The sequence below is a fragment of the Psychrobacter muriicola 2pS genome, from assembly GCF_904846535.1.
In the GTDB taxonomy this organism is placed as follows: Bacteria; Pseudomonadota; Gammaproteobacteria; order Pseudomonadales; family Moraxellaceae; genus Psychrobacter; species Psychrobacter aquimaris.
In genome coordinates this window covers 80,693-96,673 of the sequence record NZ_CAJHBC010000004.1, presented here as the reverse complement: position 1 = coordinate 96,673, position 15,981 = coordinate 80,693, and the positions used below count along the sequence as shown (strand labels likewise).

The window sequence follows — 15,981 nt, the reverse complement described above, 5'->3', positions numbered from 1 at the left end:
TAAATAGGTAAAAAAATACTGAACCCTCGTTACATAGGCTCAGTATTCTTTTTATTTAAAAAACATCTTATGAATTAAAGATATTATTTGGCCAATACTTTATCAAGTGCGCTTTCAAAACGTTGTACTGCACCGTCTACATCGGTCAATTTATCCAGACCAAATAGACCTAAGCGGAACGTTTTAAAGTTATCCGGCTCACCAACTTTTAGCGGTACACCAGCAGCAATTTGCATGCCTGTTTCGGCAAAAGCACTGCCTTTATGCATATCATCACGCTCAGTGTAAGCAACCACGACGCCTGGCGCTTCAAAACCTTTCGCCGCGACGCTTTCAATGCCTTTAGCGGCTAATACTTCACGAATACGGTTGCCCAATTGCCACTGCGCATCACACAATGTATCAAAGCCGATTTTTTTGGCCTCATTAATAGTATCGCGGAACTGACGCAAGCTATCGGTTGGCATGGTGGCATGATAAGCGTGACCGCCATTTTCATAGGCGCGCATGACATTTAACCACTGCTTTAAGTCTAAGCTAAAGCTATCCGATTCTGTGTTGTCTACTTTTTCGATTGCCGCATCACTTAGCATTACTAAGCCTGCACACGGAGTGCTGCTCCAACCTTTTTGCGGGGCGCTGATGAGGACATCAATACCCAAATCTTTCATATCCAACCACACACAACCTGAAGCGATACAGTCAATGACCAATAAACCACCAACGCTATGTACAGCCGCGCTTAGCGCTTTGATATAGTCTGATGATAAAATAATACCCGATGACGTTTCGACGTGCGGCGCAAAAACCACTGCTGGTTTCTCTGCTTTAATTTTAGCAACCGCTTCATCGATATCAACGGGGGCAAATGGTTTTGGTGACTCGCCCTCTTCACGATGTGCCGTCAATACCGTAGACGACTTGGCGATTTTGCCTTTTTCTAAAATTTGCGTCCAGCGATAGCTAAACCAACCGTTACGGATAATGAGGCAATCTTCATCATTGGCCAATTGGCGCGCAACGGCTTCCATTCCATAAGTACCAGCACCGGGTACAATCACCACCGCTTCGGCGTTATACACGGATTTTAGGTCGCTAGATAGGTCATTCATCACTTGTTGAAAGACTTTTGACATGTGGTTTAAGGCGCGGTCAGTATAGACCACTGAGTATTCTAATAAGCCGTTTGGATCAATATCTTGACGTAATGCAGTCATAGGAAGCTCCTAGTTTATAGTTAGATAGTTTAATTTTTCTCAAGCATTGGCTATAGCAAAATCCAGATACTCTCTTAAACCAACCTGCCTTAATACCGCTAACCAATCTAGACACCTACTGTTCGCCAACTTCGCCAAATAACGTTTTTGTTAAATAACATGGCTGTCAAATAGCATTGCTGATTAATAGCATAGTCGTTAGATTGCATAGCAGCTAGATACCACTATAGGTAGTATTAACTGAGTATTAATATTGGGTAATAGTCGAGAGCATGACGCAGGGTTGACGATATAGCACTTTATCCTAGCGCTATTGCCGTTGGTGATTGTGTTTTGCACGCCGTGTTTTTATTGATTTTAGACAAAGTCGTACAGAACAGGTGCACCATTATAGGGGCTACGCGGTGGTAGGCTAATAATGGTCACTAACAACTGATGAGATGAATAGGCATCAAGCGAGAACATATACACTAGGGTTTTTAGAGAATAACCGCTCGCGTATAACAAAAGATTATCGTCGCTTAATATACTCATAACAGCTTGATATTAGCACTGATAATGCAGGTTGACAACGATATGTTTGCGCAATAATAACGTTTGCGCCACTTATGTTTTTTTGATCATTAAATAATGGCTATCGACGTCCACGATGAGCATCTTGCAGCCCAGATACCACAAACTCTAGCAGCTCACTATCCCCTTCACGGGCAGCCTTGCGCATGAGCTTTGATGGTGCGTGGGTTAGCGTCTGCGTCAGGCGGCGTGACAGCTCGATGATAATATCTTCAGGACTGGCATTGTCCTGTTGTAGCTTGGCGATGGATTCATGCAGGAGTTTATCTACTTGGTCATGAGTACGCTCGCGATACTGCTGAATGTCTTTACCGACTTGGCGCACTTGAAAGCTGCGATCCATCTCAACGACCAATTGGCTAACGAGCAGTTCCGCATCGACTGCCGCTTGCCTACGCTGTTCGATATTTCCAGCGATCACGTGTTGTAGATCATCGACAGAGTAAAGATAAACATCATCGATACGACTAATGGTCGAGTCAATATCGCGCGGTACTGCTAAGTCAATCATCAACATGGGCTGATAACGACGTTGTTTCAGCGCGCGCAAAGTCATGGTTTTATCGATCAACACATCCATACTACCGCTACAGCTACTAACGATGTCGGCTTCTGCCAAAACTTGTGGTAACTCTTGCAGGGGTCTGACTTCTACCAAGTGACCTGCGCGACGCAGCTCCACTGCCAGCGCTTCAGCGCGTTCAGGATTACGGTTGCAAATAATCACGCGACCGACGCCAAGCCCAGCAATGTGGGTGGCGACCAAACGGTTCATCTCACCTGCTGCGACAACCAACAAAGTACGACTGGGCAAATCATCAAATATTTGCGTCACCAATTTGGCGGCCGCATAGCTGAGCGATACCGCTTGTGCGCCAACCTTAGTCTCGTTACGTACGCGTTTGGCAGCAGCAAATACTTGATCTACAATCCAGCCAAGCTGATTACTCAAAGCTTTTTGTTCTTGCGCGAGCTGTACTGAGCGCTTAATTTGACCGAGTATCTGCGGCTCACCCAATATCATAGAGTCAAGCCCTGCGGCAACTCTAAGCCAATGGGTCAGAGCGTGAGTGTCGCGGTGCACATAAAGATAGGGATCGACCTCAGACAGTGACAACTGCTTAAAATCAGCAAGCCACGCTTTAATTTTTAAGATATGAGCACTAATGGCCGCCGAAGATGTCTGAGCACCGACCGCGCCATTAGCAGACATAGAGGGGACATCTTGCGGCTCTGTTAGCTGCGGCACAAGCGCATAGATTTCAGTACGATTGCAAGTAGAAACAATCACACTGCCATCAGTAAAGGCCTCTAATTGTTCAAGAGCGACATTCACATCGTCACCTACAAGCGCCAAGCGCTCTCTCAGAGCGACTGGTGCAGTTTTGTGATTGACCCCAATGACCACTAATCTCATTATTGATAGACCATAAACATGACGCTCACCTGCCAGCCACGCTATCTCATTATTCTTGAAAGACAGTTGTAGACGACAGCGCTGAAAGGAAGACCCTAAAAGCCGATCATTATATCATTATTGCCAGCTTTAATTAACACTCAGCTATCGATGATAGCTATTTGCTTGTATCTGGGCACATGAGTAACAAATCAACTACCGATACGATTGTTAAAACCAATATCTGTGTTTTAGCGATTGCTCATAGAAATAGACATAAATCATTCGCTTACTTGACGTTAACTTGTTATATTTTCACAATATTTAGGCGGCGATTCATAACGAATGAAAGACTTCATTGATACAGGTTATCAGCCAATCCTATTTTGTTAGAAAGGATTTGGTAGAGTGGCTGCTACTCATGATGGAGTAACACGGGCACTATTGTTTATCCCATCGATCTGCTTTTATAATGTCAGGCATGGGTACTCGTTCCCAATACCTAGGGCATGTCCTCATTTTAAAAATGGAGATAAAAGTGAGAACAGCCCCTAGTATGAAATGATTAAAATAAAATTGTCTTATCGATATAGATAAACAATGGGCGAATACGGTTATCTATGATTTTTTTTGGGTCATTATTTCGATCACAACTTGCACATGACGACCAATCTAATCTGCGCGCGCTATTGCATGCGGTTATCGAACGTCTGTGCCAGCGTTATAAGCTAACCTTGTCGTTGGCCTTTTGCTTATGCTTAGGATCATCTTCCGTTCACGCCAGTCATCCTGATATCTCAATAGAAGCCCACGTACCCAAAATATCTGTTGCTGATAAGAATGACAAGGCAGTCAGTAGCGACGGCATTGATGATAACAGCTCAACGATACAGGCAACTGCTCCTACAAATGCACAGCCAGTAGAAAATGTCGCCAATATTAATGGATTAGCACCAACCACGTTATGGCAACCTGAACTCAAAGAGCCCAGCTTGTATGCTCTGTTAGATGCAGAATTTGCAGCAGATCGCGGTGATAAACAACGAGCGATTACTATCTATAAGCAGCAAGCGTTTAAAGACGATGCAACCGCCGTATTTGAAAGAGCGCTCAGCCTTTCTTTACGCACTGAAAGGGTTGAGAAATCATTACAATTTGCCAAGTCATGGCAAGACCAAAATCCAGATCATGTGCCTGCTTGGTTTTATGTGGCGCATTTGGCCCTGCGAGCACACGATTATCTCTTAGCTGGCGAGACCTTGAATCGTATTTTGCGTTATGACCCTCGAGCAGACTTAAGCGAAATTCTTATCGGTATCTATCCAAACAACGATGAGGACAAACGTGAATTGCTTGCCGCTTTGCAACCACTAGATAGCGAGCAAAATGCCTCATTATCCGTATTGAAAGCAGGATTGCTTTACCAATTTAACGAGCCTGAGATTGCCATTGTCCATATCAATCGTGCACTAGAACGCCAGCCTGACTATGTACCTTTTATTACGCTAAAGGCTGATATACTGCGCAAAATCGTCACGGCTGAAACAGTCGTCAATTATGTGAGCCAAGCACGCCTGCGTAATCCCGATAGTAAAAGTCTCTATCTATACGAGATTCGTTATTTGCTTGATTTAAAACAAAGCCAAGACGCGTGGCAATTATTGCTAGACGCCCATGGTCGCTTCGCTGATGATGCCGAGATTACCTTGCTGGCGGCGTTGGTGAGCTTGGATATCGAAGAATATGACAGTGCCGATGAGCTACTCAATATGCTCGCAAAAACCCCCGCTTACCTTGATCAAGCTTACTATTACCTTGGTATCAGTGCCGAGCGTCAGCAGCGCTTTGACCAAGCCAAATACTATCTCAACGGTGTCATGCAAGAAGACTTGGTATTAGAAGCCCGTAGAAAAGTAGTGGCTTTTGAATTGCTTAACAACGATGTGGATGCGGCGATTGCTACTTTGGAAAAACTGCGTAAAGACTTTAACGTCTTTGCGCCTGACACTTTTGTGATGCAAGCCGATATTTTATGGCAGCAAAATGAGACCGAAGAAGCACTGCGCCTACTAACCAAAGCTGCTCGCAAGTATCCTGATAATGAAATGCTCTTGTTTGCACGCGCCCAGCTCCTTGATGACAAAAACGACTATATCGTTAAGCGTACCTTGCTCAATCATCTGCAGGCACTTGACCCAACCAACCTCTCCTACCAGCTCAGTTATGCGCAACTATTGCTAGCCAATGAACGTAGCTCTGCACAAGGATTGGCATTGGCTACCGCCATCATTCAGATTCACTATGATGACCCACGTTATGATAATGAACTGCATCTGCAAGCGCTGAATGTGCTGGCTGGCAATGCATTGGCCAATGAAAACTATCAACAAGTCATCGACTACCTACAAACCCCTTACGACGTGTTTCCTACCTTACGCTCTGGTACTTTGCTACTGCGCGCTTATCAAGGTTTAGGTAACAATGAAAAAGTCGAGGCATTACTCGCAGACTTGCAGCAGCGCTTCTCATTTGGACAGCACAACATCAGCGACCGTATACAACTCTACTGACCCGCCGTTTTATAATGGATAAACTGTTGGGTGCTATGCTTACAAGGCACTCATAAGATGCTAACAGCCACGCATAACTGAGTAACATACAACCATTAAGCTAACCTTTTTTCGAAACAATGATTTCGTAAATTTGTCTATTTTTGAGGAAACATCATGTCAGTATTGGTCAATGCTAATAAGCCTAATAAATTAGCGCTATTCGCTGCCGTGACAACCGCGCTCGTCATCACGTCTGGTTGTCAATCACTAAAAACAGCCAACGCTACTAACCAACCCAGCGCGACCTTACAAGGTCAAAACGCTGAGCAGCCGCAAAAGCTTGAGAGCTTCAATATCACTGGAAAAATTGGTGTGACAATGCCTGCCAATGACACCACAGGCACTCAAGGTGGTAGTGCATTCTATGCATGGGGGCAGCAGAATGATCGCTTCGCCATTGAGCTAATCGGTGCGCTCGGTATTGGTAAAACCAACATCGAATACAATGGTCAAACTGCCACTTTAGTCAGCGAAAAAACAGGTACCTTAACCGCTGATAACCCTGAAACTTTGCTCAAAAAAGCCACAGGTTGGCAAGCACCTATTTCACAAATGCCCTATTGGATATCTGGTCGCCCAGCGCCTTCCGATAGCGCACCACAGCTCGACGATCAGAATCGTTTAATCAGCTCAGTTAATGGTGACTGGAGTGCCAGTTTCGCTTACAAAGGAACTGACAAGTTACCCAGTAAAATCAGTGCCGTACAGCCACAAGGCAATAAGGTGGTAATGACCATCAATCATTAAGACGTCACGCAAAAACGATAAAAATTGCTTATTACTTATTACCATAGCCGTCTACAACCAAACATTATGATTAAAAACATAGCCACACCTTCTACTATCAGTCGCTTATCACCAGCAAAAATCAACTTGTTTTTGCACATTACTGGCAAACGTGCTGACGGCTATCATAATTTACAAACTGTTTTCCGCTTACTGGATTGGGGCGATTATTTGCATTTTGCGGTCACGGATGACATCGTGATTTCTACGGCGAATAGTGAATTAGATGCGAATAAGCTCTGTCATCAACTTCTAGTATTGGCTGGTGCAGAGACTATAACTGCTGATATAGAGGACAACCTAATCTTTAAAGCAGCGCGTGCATTGTTAGCGTCTGCCATACAGTCAAACACTCTACCTGAGCAGTTAGCACAAGTGCATATCGCTTTAGATAAGCATTTGCCGATGGGTGCAGGCTTGGGTGGCGGCTCATCCAATGCTGCGACGACTTTACTTGCACTTAACGAGATTTGGCAGCTAAAATTGACTCAAGATGAGCTGATAAAAATTGCTGCCACTATTGGCGCAGATGTGCCAATCTTCATCTTTGGTCAGGATGCGATTGCGATGGGTATTGGTGAGGAGTTAACGACTATTGATTTGCCAGAGCAGCAGTATTTAATACTGACGCCTGATGCCCATGTGAATACTACCCAGCTTTTCGCGCACCCGAAACTACAACGAGATATCGCCGCGCTATCGATTAAAACCATCAAAAACCAGTACAATAATTATGTACAACATTTAAACACGCCTTATCAAAATGTCTTTACCACAGTGGTAACGAGCCTTGCTCCTGCTGTTGAAGATGCTTTGAATTATTTGCAAGGATTAGAGGCGCAAGCACTGGGTACAGCACGGATGACGGGCTCAGGTAGCGCAGTATTTTTGCCTTTGGATACAAGTGTGATATCTGATAAAGCGCGTTTGGTAAAGTGGATTAAAGAGGCGCCCTGTCCTGCCTATTTAGTTCGTAATTTATGAGTTAGATTTGAGCTGTAGTGTGAAAATAAAATCATTATAAATACAGCGTAAAGGTTTTTATTGACCCAATACCCGTTTTATTTTTGACCTATTTTTTAATAAAAGCCATAAAAAAGCGCAAATGGCTTGCAAAATCTGAAAATTTAATTATAATAGGTCGCCTCAATAGGGGTATAGCCAAGTTGGTAAGGCATCAGGTTTTGATCCTGACATCCGTTGGTTCGAGTCCAGCTACCCCTGCCATTTTTTAGTACGAAGCGTTTGATATGCAATGATTATAAGCGGTTTATAAATAGCCACTTATCTTATTGACATTGACAACGTCATCCCAGTTTCGGTATAGTTCGCAATGAACACCGCTAGGGAAAAGTTATGTTTTAAATGGTTTATCCGTTTATAATATAGCGAACAGGTCGTGACGCTATTCTAACAATGACTTTTATTAAAAGTTGCTATTAGATATCGACGTACACAGCCTAGACATTACAGGGGTATAGCCAAGTTGGTAAGGCATCAGGTTTTGATCCTGACATCCGTTGGTTCGAGTCCAGCTACCCCTGCCATTTTTTACTGTAATAGTAGTCATCAAAACTTTTCACCACTCTTTTCTGAATTTGAGCAGTTTGACACTGCTTAGCGGTCGCTGCTTGAGTCAATCAATAGGACTTCTGTCATGCCTTATTTGGCGATTTTTACGGGTAATGCCCACCCTGAATTAGCAAAAACCGTAGCCGATCATCTCCATATACCTCTTGGTAAAGCTGACATCACGCGTTTTTCTGATGGCGAAATCGCCGTAGAAATCAAAGAACACGTGCGCGGTAAAGACGTGTTTATCATGCAGCCTACTTGTGCACCCACCAATGATAACTTAATGGAAATCATGATGATGGCCGATGCGCTGCGTCGCTCTAGTGCGGGTCGCATCACAGCGGTTATGCCCTACTTCGGTTATGCCCGTCAAGACCGTCGTCCACGCTCAGCTCGTGTGCCTATTTCTGCTAAAGTCGTCGCTGACATGCTAAACATCGTGAGCATCGATCGTGTAATGACCGTTGACTTACACTCAGATCAAATTCAAGGTTTCTTTGATATCCCAGTCGATAACATCTACGGCACGCCTGTATTACTAAACGACCTACAAAAACAAGATTATGACAACATCATGGTTGTTTCACCTGATGTTGGCGGCGTGGTTCGTGCGCGTGCCATGGCTAAGCAGTTGGGCGATACCGACATGGCCATTATTGATAAACGCCGTGCCCGTGCCAATGAGTCACAAGTGATGCACATCATCGGCGACGTTCGTGACCGTGATTGTGTCATCGTCGATGATATGGTTGATACGGCAGGGACTCTGTGTAAAGCTGCTGAAGCATTGAAAGCAAACGGTGCACGTCGCGTTTTAGCCTATATTACGCACCCTGTCCTATCAGGCAACGCACTGCAAAATATCAGCGAATCTGCGCTAGACGAAGTGGTCGTGACCGATACGATTCCATTGTCTGACGCGGCAAAAGCCTGTAGCAAAATCCGCCAAGTAAGTATCGCACCGATGCTTGCTGAAAGCTTACGCCGTATCAATAATGAAGAATCTATCAGCGCCATGTTTGACGCTTAGATTTTTACTAAGAGCCTTGCCCTACTTTCTTTTGGCGATGCTCGTTATAAAATACTGCTCAAGCTTAAAAAAAGCGTCAAGTATCTTTACTTGACGCTTTTTTTGCTTAATGATTTTGTACAGTCATTTTGCGTAGGTCTTTATTATTACTACAAAATCACGTATAATGCGCGCCTGTGCTGACCGTTTGTTTGATGCAATCAGGTTGGCATTCTTAAAAGTGCTGATCATGCCCAAAATAACGAACACAATGATAGTAATTATCATGAAACCGTTGTTGTGAGCAAATGGCTAAAATTGTACATTATGAGTATTATTAGCAATAACGAATATGAGCAATGACACCTTTTAGCTATCATCACGTCTTAGTGGATTGGTCGCAAATCCACTTTTTTATGACCAGACACTTTCTCATTCTTTTTATAGGATTATATCCATGAGCATTAACCATTTTGAGCTAAACGCAGTTGATCGTTCTGCTGAACAACAAGGTAAAGGTGCGAGCCGCCGCCTACGTAAGCAGAATCTAGTTCCTGCTATTATCTATGGTGGCAACGAAGAGCCAACATCAATCTCTATCAAGATTAACGAGCTAGTAAAGTCACTTGAATTCGAAGCATTTTTCTCACACATTTTGACTATCAATGTTGACGGCGTAGAGCACCAAGCTGTTATCAAAGACTTGCAACGCCATCCTGCTAAAGGCTTCCCAATGCATGCTGACTTCCAGCGCATTGTGAAAGGTCAAAAAATCCACATGAATGTTCCTGTGCATTTCACTGGTCGTGAAGATGCGCCTGGTACCGCTGCTGCTGGTGTATTGTCTACACTAGTATCTGATATTGAAATTATCTGCCTACCATCACTACTTCCTGAATATCTAGAAGTAGACGTATCTGGTATGGAAATCGGTGACTTGTTCCGTTTATCAGACATCAAGCTTCCTGAAGGTGTTGTCATTCATGAGCTTGAGCTAGAAGACGGCCATGACCGTACTATCGTTAACATGCAGCCACCAACCGTTGAAGAAGTTGACGCAGACGCTGAAGAAGTTGATGCTACTGACGTACCTGCTACTGAGCAAGGCACTGAAGACAAAGACGGCGAATAATAAACCGCCGTTACATAGAGCACGCGACTTAGCGTCTACTATGTAATATAAGGTTTGTTTAGTCAAAAAACAGCAGGTGATAAATATCTCCTGCTGTTTTTGTAAGTACAGTTTGAAAAATAAGAGATGTGTTATCAACAAATAGCACAATCATAAATCTTATGCCTCATTTATTAAATTTAAGCAGGGTATTTTTATGGCCATAAAGCTTATTGTCGGTCTTGGTAATCCTGGTCAGCAGTATATGTTTACACGTCATAATGCAGGGTTTTGGTTTGTCCATCACTTGGCTCAACAGTTCAATATTACCCTCTCCCATGATAAAAAATTTCATGGAGTAACTGGACGTGGGCAGATTCATGGGCATGACGTGCGTCTATTGATGCCGCTCACCTTTATGAATAAGTCTGGTCAGTCAGTGGTGCCGATGGTTAAGTTTTATGGCATTGAAAATAATGAATTACTGATCGCCCATGATGAGCTCGATATTCCAGCCGGTAGTATCAAACTGAAGACGGATGGCGGTCATGGCGGTCATAATGGTCTGCGTGATATTACCCCTCATATCGGCAACGACTTCCATCGTTTGCGTATCGGTATTGGTCATCCTGGTCACAAGTCTAAAGTTAGTGGACACGTCCTCTCAAAAGCTGCGCCCAATGAGCAAATTGCCATTGATAACGCTTTGACAGCAGCGTTTGAGGCGCTACCATTATTACTAGATGGCGATATTGAAAAAGCACGTTCGCAAATCAATGGTTTTAAATTGCCTGAATAAAATGCTGACTTAACCATAGCAGCCTTTTATTTTAGCCACTTAATCCCCATTAACTTTCTGATTTGAATCATTAATCTCAGTTACGCTAAGGAAGCAACCTATGCTACTTAATATGCTTAAATGCAAATTACACCGTGCTCGCGTCACCCATGCCGAACTTCATTACGAAGGCTCATGCGGTATCGATGGTGATTTATTGGATCTTGCTGGTCTGCGCGAAAATGAGTCTATCGATATCTACAATGTGACCAATGGCAAGCGCTTTCGTACCTACGCGATCCGTGCTGAAGCTGGTTCTGGCATCATCTCGCTAAATGGCGCGGCGGCTCATATGGCAGACTTAGGAGATATCGTCATTATTTGTGCTTATGCTTATTTTGATGAAGTAGAAGCGGCAACCTACCAGCCAAAACTGGTGTATTGCAACGAAGACAACACTGTAAAAGACACAGCAAATATCATTCCGGTACAAGTGGCCTAAAGTACCAAAACACTGAGGTTTTTTTGGATAAAGCAAGAGTAAATAGTCGACTAAGCTGTTGAAATTATTCTTATAATCCAGCTAAAACCTCTATGCTAATATGAGAGCTGAATCTCCATTCTGATTCAGCTTTTTTTATGCCATTTTGAGATGGCAAATTCACATTTTATACCATTCTTAAAAGCTGAAGTCGTCAGAAAAATAAATGTCAGTGCTATGTTTATAGGCTAAAAGAGTTTGACACGGCTAAACGTATTTTTGGGTTTGGTATTAATACTAATAAGGAAACAGATTAATGTGGTTGGCAGTTATTGCAGTATTGATCGGACTAGCTATTCTTGTGTGGAGTGCAGACCTTTTTGTTGATGGTGCCACTGCCTTAGCAAAAAAATTCAATGTCCCCAGTTTCTTAATAGGTGTGTTGATTTTGGGTGTAGGTACATCCGCCCCTGAGATGGTGGTGTCGGTATTGGCGGCACTAGAAGGCAGCCCTGATTTGGCATTAGGCAATGCTTATGGCTCAAACATCATCAATATTGCGCTGGTATTGGGTGCAACTGTACTGATTAGCCCTATTATCATTCGTAAAGGCATCATCAAGCGTGATTTACCCCTATTGGTATTGATTACTATTGTCGCCGCATGGCAGCTGCGTGATGGGCAATTAAACCAAGCAGATGGTATTGTGTTGATAGCGTTGCTAGTGGTGACTTTAGGCATTCAGATTGTACTAAGCTTACGTGAAGGCAACCATGAGCACGAAGGGGAACCCATAGCAGAAAGCGTCGATGCTGAACATATCGAGCAAACCCTAACACGGGGACTCATCAGCTTAGTTATCGGCATGCTTATGCTGGTCATTAGCTCGCGGGCTATTGTTTGGGGTGCTGTAGAATTGGCAACGCTGTGGGGCGTGAGTGAACTAGTGATTGGATTGACGATTGTAGCTGTAGGTACATCATTACCCGAGTTGGTATCGAGCTTATCGGCCGCCCGTAAAGGCGAACACGACATGGCATTGGGTAATATTATTGGCTCTAATATATTTAACACCTTAGGCGTCGTTGGTCTCGCAGCACTTATAGCGCCCATCACAGTCAGTCCAATTATCTTATCACGTGATATATTGGCGATGAGTCTGGTCACGCTTTTACTAGTCGCTATGGCAGTTTTTGCCTTTATGAGTAAACGTCCATTCGGTCGCACTTCTGGGTCGACTTTGGTCTTATTCTTTGTCGGCTATACTTTATGGCTGATGCAAACAGTCAACCTGTAACGCTTAAAATGTGTTAACAGACTATGGCGATGATAATGTGGTTTATTTTCCCTGCTTGCGGTTTCTAATCACCCGCCATAGTCCTTCATTCTCTGTTTTTGGCATTTTTAACGTAATGGTGTTCGATAGCATATCTTGCACTGCGAGACCACGCGGGTTAAAGAGGCAAAAAGCATAATTAAAGACAAAGCCCAAAAAGGCACTGGTTAATAAAACAGCACGCGAGCCATCGATGACACTACCAATGATGCCAAATATAAGTGGCATGATACTGGCGGCTAAAATACGCTTAAATGACTGTCCCCACGTCAGCAAATGACCATTGCTATTGACCGTCTTTAAACGCCAAGTCTGCATACCTAATGTCTGCCCACCGCGACGCCAAAATATCCCGTAGAACCCTACCAAAGTCAGAATAAAAGACGGCGTCATAACAACGTTTTGATACCATGTTGGCAGTGACTGCGCTTGTGACGACTCGCTACCCGTCTCCATTGTGATAAGTGTACCAATGACGGTCAGCAGGGTGCCGACTAAAAACAACAACGCTAAAATCAACATGCCATCATAAAGAATCGCTGCCATACGGGTGCCAGGTTTAGCGATCGTTAGCTCTTCCTCAGAGGGATGATGTGCTGATGCTTTAGTTTTAGCAGCAGATTTGGTCGGTCGTTTAGGTAAACTCTTTGACATGGTACAAGCTCATAGCAAGCAGTGAATAGTGGCTCTATTGTACCGTAATTAACCGTCTTATCGTACATTATCCTAAGATGCCGTAAGTCATATAGCAATGTCGTATGACTCATCACCTCGTAAGACTGTCACACAGAAATTGCGGACATAAAAAAATCGCCAAATTGTCATAAGACAGGCGATTAATTTAATGGTTTCTTTAAACTAATAAAGAAGTGATGATGCAAATGGTGCGCTTGGAGAGATTCGAACTCCCGACCCCTTAGTTCGTAGCCAAGTGCTCTATCCAACTGAGCTACAAGCGCGTACTTTGCACATCATTTACTGCGTTGTTAAGAAACAATTGCAGCAAATTAGGTTGGTTATTATATAGATAATTTCGCTTGTGTCAACATCTTTTTTTATTAAAATCAAATTATTTTTTGCTTTAATAAAACAGAAGATTATTAACGCTTTTATGCTGCGTCACTACTCTACTAAAAACCGAATAAATGGAGGTGAAGGAGGGATTCGAACCCTCGATACGCGCAAACGTATGGTTCCTTAGCAGGGAACTGGTTTCAGCCACTCACCCACTTCACCAAACGATGTAAGACTTTTTAAGTTCTAAAAAATAGTATTATTGCTGATAATACGTCTTATACCGTGGGCGAGTATTATAGCAAAGCCAAAACGAATTGCAAGCACTGTCTACAAATTTAATGCAGTTTTTATCATATTTATTTGTTTATATGGTTTCATAGTCTCTTGAGCAGCTCAAATATCAATAAAAACTAGTAAAAACGATGTTTAAGTTAGTCAGCACGCTCTGGATTATTACTATTAATTGATGGATTGTCTATATACCATCTCTAACCTACTATGGCTTTTTTAGCAGTGGGTGTCTATAGTATTTGTTACTCATTTTAGATTATGTCAAAGGAAGGTTTATGCGACCAGTGGTACTGTGTTTTTCAGGACTAGACCCCTCAGGCGGTGCTGGATTACAAGCGGATATAGAAGCCATCGGTCAGGCAGGCGCTCATGCCGCTATCGCTTGTACGGCTATTACGATACAAAACTCGCAGCAAGTCTTTGGTTTTGAAGCTTGTGCAGCAAACTTGGTAAAGGATCAGGCCACCGCAGTGCTCGATGATTTGCCTGTTGCAGTTATTAAGTCAGGTATGCTGGGCACGACTGATAATATCGCTATGCTGACTCAATTGTTTGCTGAGCGCCTTATCACCGCTAATATACCACTTGTCTTAGATCCAGTATTGGTTGCTAATAGTGGTGGCAGTTTGGGCGATGAGCAAACTTTAGTAACTGCCTTTAGAGCATTACTGCCCTACGCTACTTTAATCACTCCAAACACTCATGAACTACGCGCATTAAGCGCTGAGCAAGACTTACATATTGGCGCGCAAAAACTATGTGCCCAGGGCACCTATGCCGTATTGGTAAAAACCTCACACGACTTTGATAGTGGCGATATCGAGCAGTATCTGTATATAAAAGGTGAGATGGTACATAAAAGCACCTTGCCACGCTTAAAGGGTGAATTTCATGGCTCTGGCTGTTCGCTTGCCAGCTTTATCGCTGGGCGCTTAGCAATGGGTGATGCGCTTATCGATGCAGTCAAAGCCGCAGATCGCTGGATTACCCAGACGCTGCGCGCCGCTGATGCACCGCACCCTAATAATGACCAAGCCCAATTGATACCCAATCGTTTTATAGATTTTCAGCATAATCTCTAAATGATACATAAAAAAAGGGCGCTCTATGTCTCATAGAGCGCCCTTTTTGATGTAATCAATCGCTTTCAAATGACCATTAATCTAGCTCAACCCAACATTGGCATAAAGCTCGCTGCAAAGCCACCAATAAACATCTCAAGCAAAATAAAGGCAATGAATGCAACCATTGGTGATAAATCAATCATACCCAAGTTTGGCGTGATTCGACGAAATGGTGCCAAGATAGGCTCCGCTAAATTAACAATGATACCAATAATCGGATGCTGAGATTGGGTAAACACCACAATCCAGCTGACAATGATGGAACCAATGACGAGATAGCGACACATACGTAAAAAGTCTAATACCAAGCTGATGGTACCAGTGAAAAACAACGGTACAGGGGCAATACCTTTATGTGTCAATGCTGCTTTTCCAGAGATATCGATCAAACGAATCAAAAACATCAGGACGATAGCCGCAATACTGATACGCCCTTGCCCGACGGTTGGAAAAATACGCCCAAATACATCGACAATATGGGTCGCTTTATAAGCAGGCGCAATCATGGGGTTGCTGGCATCCATACCTGCAAATTGCAGCATAAAACGAATAAACACCAACATCATGGCGAAAGTGGTGACCAAATCAAAGATTTGAAATAACATGTTGTTCATGAAGTGCTACTCAATGTGACATTATTAACAGGTTTTGGGATGACGACTGTCATTACTAGGC

At 43.4% G+C, this 15,981-nt stretch carries 13 protein-coding genes and 4 tRNA genes; 11 read left to right on the top strand and 6 right to left on the bottom strand.

The annotated features are described in order from the left end of the window. Positions 1-83 precede the first annotated feature (83 nt). Positions 84-1,217, bottom strand: coding sequence for an aminotransferase class V-fold PLP-dependent enzyme (locus tag JMX93_RS07295; protein ID WP_499204338.1), 1,134 nt, complete (start codon positions 1,215-1,217; stop codon positions 84-86). Between the two features lie 634 nt (positions 1,218-1,851). Continuing rightward, on the bottom strand, positions 1,852-3,207 hold the full coding sequence (gene hemA, locus JMX93_RS07290; RefSeq protein ID WP_193011407.1) for a glutamyl-tRNA reductase: 1,356 nt from the start codon (positions 3,205-3,207) through the stop codon (positions 1,852-1,854). A gap of 599 nt (positions 3,208-3,806) precedes the next feature. Here hemA and JMX93_RS07285 point away from each other — a divergent pair. The 10 genes from JMX93_RS07285 to JMX93_RS07240 all read left to right on the top strand — a co-directional run bounded on the left by JMX93_RS07285 (position 3,807) and on the right by JMX93_RS07240 (position 12,835). Further along, positions 3,807-5,756, top strand: coding sequence for a tetratricopeptide repeat protein (locus tag JMX93_RS07285; RefSeq protein WP_193011408.1), 1,950 nt, complete (start codon positions 3,807-3,809; stop codon positions 5,754-5,756). 156 nt (positions 5,757-5,912) lie between these two features. After that, on the top strand, positions 5,913-6,545 hold the full coding sequence (gene lolB / locus JMX93_RS07280) for a lipoprotein insertase outer membrane protein LolB (RefSeq protein WP_499204337.1): 633 nt from the start codon (positions 5,913-5,915) through the stop codon (positions 6,543-6,545). A 66-nt stretch (positions 6,546-6,611) separates the two neighbouring features. Further along, on the top strand, positions 6,612-7,568 hold the full coding sequence (gene ispE, locus JMX93_RS07275; RefSeq protein ID WP_499204336.1) for a 4-(cytidine 5'-diphospho)-2-C-methyl-D-erythritol kinase: 957 nt from the start codon (positions 6,612-6,614) through the stop codon (positions 7,566-7,568). Between the two features lie 167 nt (positions 7,569-7,735). Then, positions 7,736-7,811 (top strand) — tRNA-Gln (locus JMX93_RS07270). A 244-nt stretch (positions 7,812-8,055) separates the two neighbouring features. Beyond that, positions 8,056-8,131 (top strand) — tRNA-Gln (locus JMX93_RS07265). Between the two features lie 110 nt (positions 8,132-8,241). Then, positions 8,242-9,189 (top strand): ribose-phosphate pyrophosphokinase, encoded by a 948-nt coding sequence (locus JMX93_RS07260; RefSeq protein WP_193011411.1) that lies wholly within the window; start codon positions 8,242-8,244, stop codon positions 9,187-9,189. Between the two features lie 436 nt (positions 9,190-9,625). After that, positions 9,626-10,300 (top strand): 50S ribosomal protein L25/general stress protein Ctc, encoded by a 675-nt coding sequence (locus JMX93_RS07255; protein WP_193011412.1) that lies wholly within the window; start codon positions 9,626-9,628, stop codon positions 10,298-10,300. 196 nt (positions 10,301-10,496) lie between these two features. Further along, positions 10,497-11,078 carry an aminoacyl-tRNA hydrolase gene (gene pth / locus JMX93_RS07250; protein ID WP_496190880.1) on the top strand — a complete coding sequence of 194 codons (582 nt, stop codon included), beginning with the start codon at positions 10,497-10,499 and terminating at the stop codon, positions 11,076-11,078. A gap of 100 nt (positions 11,079-11,178) precedes the next feature. Further along, complete coding sequence (gene panD / locus JMX93_RS07245) at positions 11,179-11,559, top strand: aspartate 1-decarboxylase (protein WP_499204335.1); 381 nt, start codon at positions 11,179-11,181, stop codon at positions 11,557-11,559. Positions 11,560-11,854: 295 nt separating this feature from the next. Beyond that, the gene (locus tag JMX93_RS07240; protein ID WP_499204334.1) at positions 11,855-12,835 is read left to right on the top strand and encodes a calcium/sodium antiporter; all 981 of its coding nucleotides are present in this window, start codon (positions 11,855-11,857) and stop codon (positions 12,833-12,835) included. A gap of 42 nt (positions 12,836-12,877) precedes the next feature. On the opposite strand, the gene JMX93_RS07235 is transcribed toward JMX93_RS07240, so the two are convergent. From JMX93_RS07235 to JMX93_RS07225, 3 genes are all read right to left on the bottom strand, one after another. Beyond that, positions 12,878-13,528, bottom strand: coding sequence for an RDD family protein (locus JMX93_RS07235; RefSeq protein ID WP_193011415.1), 651 nt, complete (start codon positions 13,526-13,528; stop codon positions 12,878-12,880). 228 nt (positions 13,529-13,756) lie between these two features. Then, positions 13,757-13,833, bottom strand: a tRNA-Arg gene (locus JMX93_RS07230). 187 nt (positions 13,834-14,020) lie between these two features. Continuing rightward, positions 14,021-14,110, bottom strand: a tRNA-Ser gene (locus JMX93_RS07225). A gap of 347 nt (positions 14,111-14,457) precedes the next feature. On the opposite strand from JMX93_RS07225, the gene JMX93_RS07220 reads away from it, so the two are divergent. After that, positions 14,458-15,264: a hydroxymethylpyrimidine/phosphomethylpyrimidine kinase gene (locus JMX93_RS07220; RefSeq protein ID WP_193011416.1), complete on the top strand. Its 807-nt coding sequence runs from the start codon at positions 14,458-14,460 to the stop codon at positions 15,262-15,264. Between the two features lie 86 nt (positions 15,265-15,350). Here the strand turns inward: JMX93_RS07220 and JMX93_RS07215 are convergent, their stop codons facing one another. Continuing rightward, complete coding sequence (locus tag JMX93_RS07215; protein WP_060490268.1) at positions 15,351-15,920, bottom strand: YggT family protein; 570 nt, start codon at positions 15,918-15,920, stop codon at positions 15,351-15,353. Between the last annotated feature and the right edge of the window lie 61 nt (positions 15,921-15,981).

Bases quoted from the DNA above. Each gene is read 5' to 3' on its own strand.
- JMX93_RS07235 (WP_193011415.1), bottom strand. From the start codon at position 13,528: ATGTCAAAGAGTTTACCTAAACGACCGACCAAATCTGCTGCTAAAACT.
- JMX93_RS07240 (WP_499204334.1), top strand. From the start codon at position 11,855: ATGTGGTTGGCAGTTATTGCAGTATTGATCGGACTAGCTATTCTTGTG.
- pth (WP_496190880.1), top strand. From the start codon at position 10,497: ATGGCCATAAAGCTTATTGTCGGTCTTGGTAATCCTGGTCAGCAGTAT.
- JMX93_RS07295 (WP_499204338.1), bottom strand. From the start codon at position 1,217: ATGACTGCATTACGTCAAGATATTGATCCAAACGGCTTATTAGAATAC.
- JMX93_RS07255 (WP_193011412.1), top strand. From the start codon at position 9,626: ATGAGCATTAACCATTTTGAGCTAAACGCAGTTGATCGTTCTGCTGAA.
- lolB (WP_499204337.1), top strand. From the start codon at position 5,913: ATGTCAGTATTGGTCAATGCTAATAAGCCTAATAAATTAGCGCTATTC.
- JMX93_RS07285 (WP_193011408.1), top strand. From the start codon at position 3,807: ATGATTTTTTTTGGGTCATTATTTCGATCACAACTTGCACATGACGAC.
- ispE (WP_499204336.1), top strand. From the start codon at position 6,612: ATGATTAAAAACATAGCCACACCTTCTACTATCAGTCGCTTATCACCA.
- hemA (WP_193011407.1), bottom strand. From the start codon at position 3,207: ATGAGATTAGTGGTCATTGGGGTCAATCACAAAACTGCACCAGTCGCT.
- JMX93_RS07220 (WP_193011416.1), top strand. From the start codon at position 14,458: ATGCGACCAGTGGTACTGTGTTTTTCAGGACTAGACCCCTCAGGCGGT.
- JMX93_RS07260 (WP_193011411.1), top strand. From the start codon at position 8,242: ATGCCTTATTTGGCGATTTTTACGGGTAATGCCCACCCTGAATTAGCA.
- panD (WP_499204335.1), top strand. From the start codon at position 11,179: ATGCTACTTAATATGCTTAAATGCAAATTACACCGTGCTCGCGTCACC.
- JMX93_RS07215 (WP_060490268.1), bottom strand. From the start codon at position 15,920: ATGAACAACATGTTATTTCAAATCTTTGATTTGGTCACCACTTTCGCC.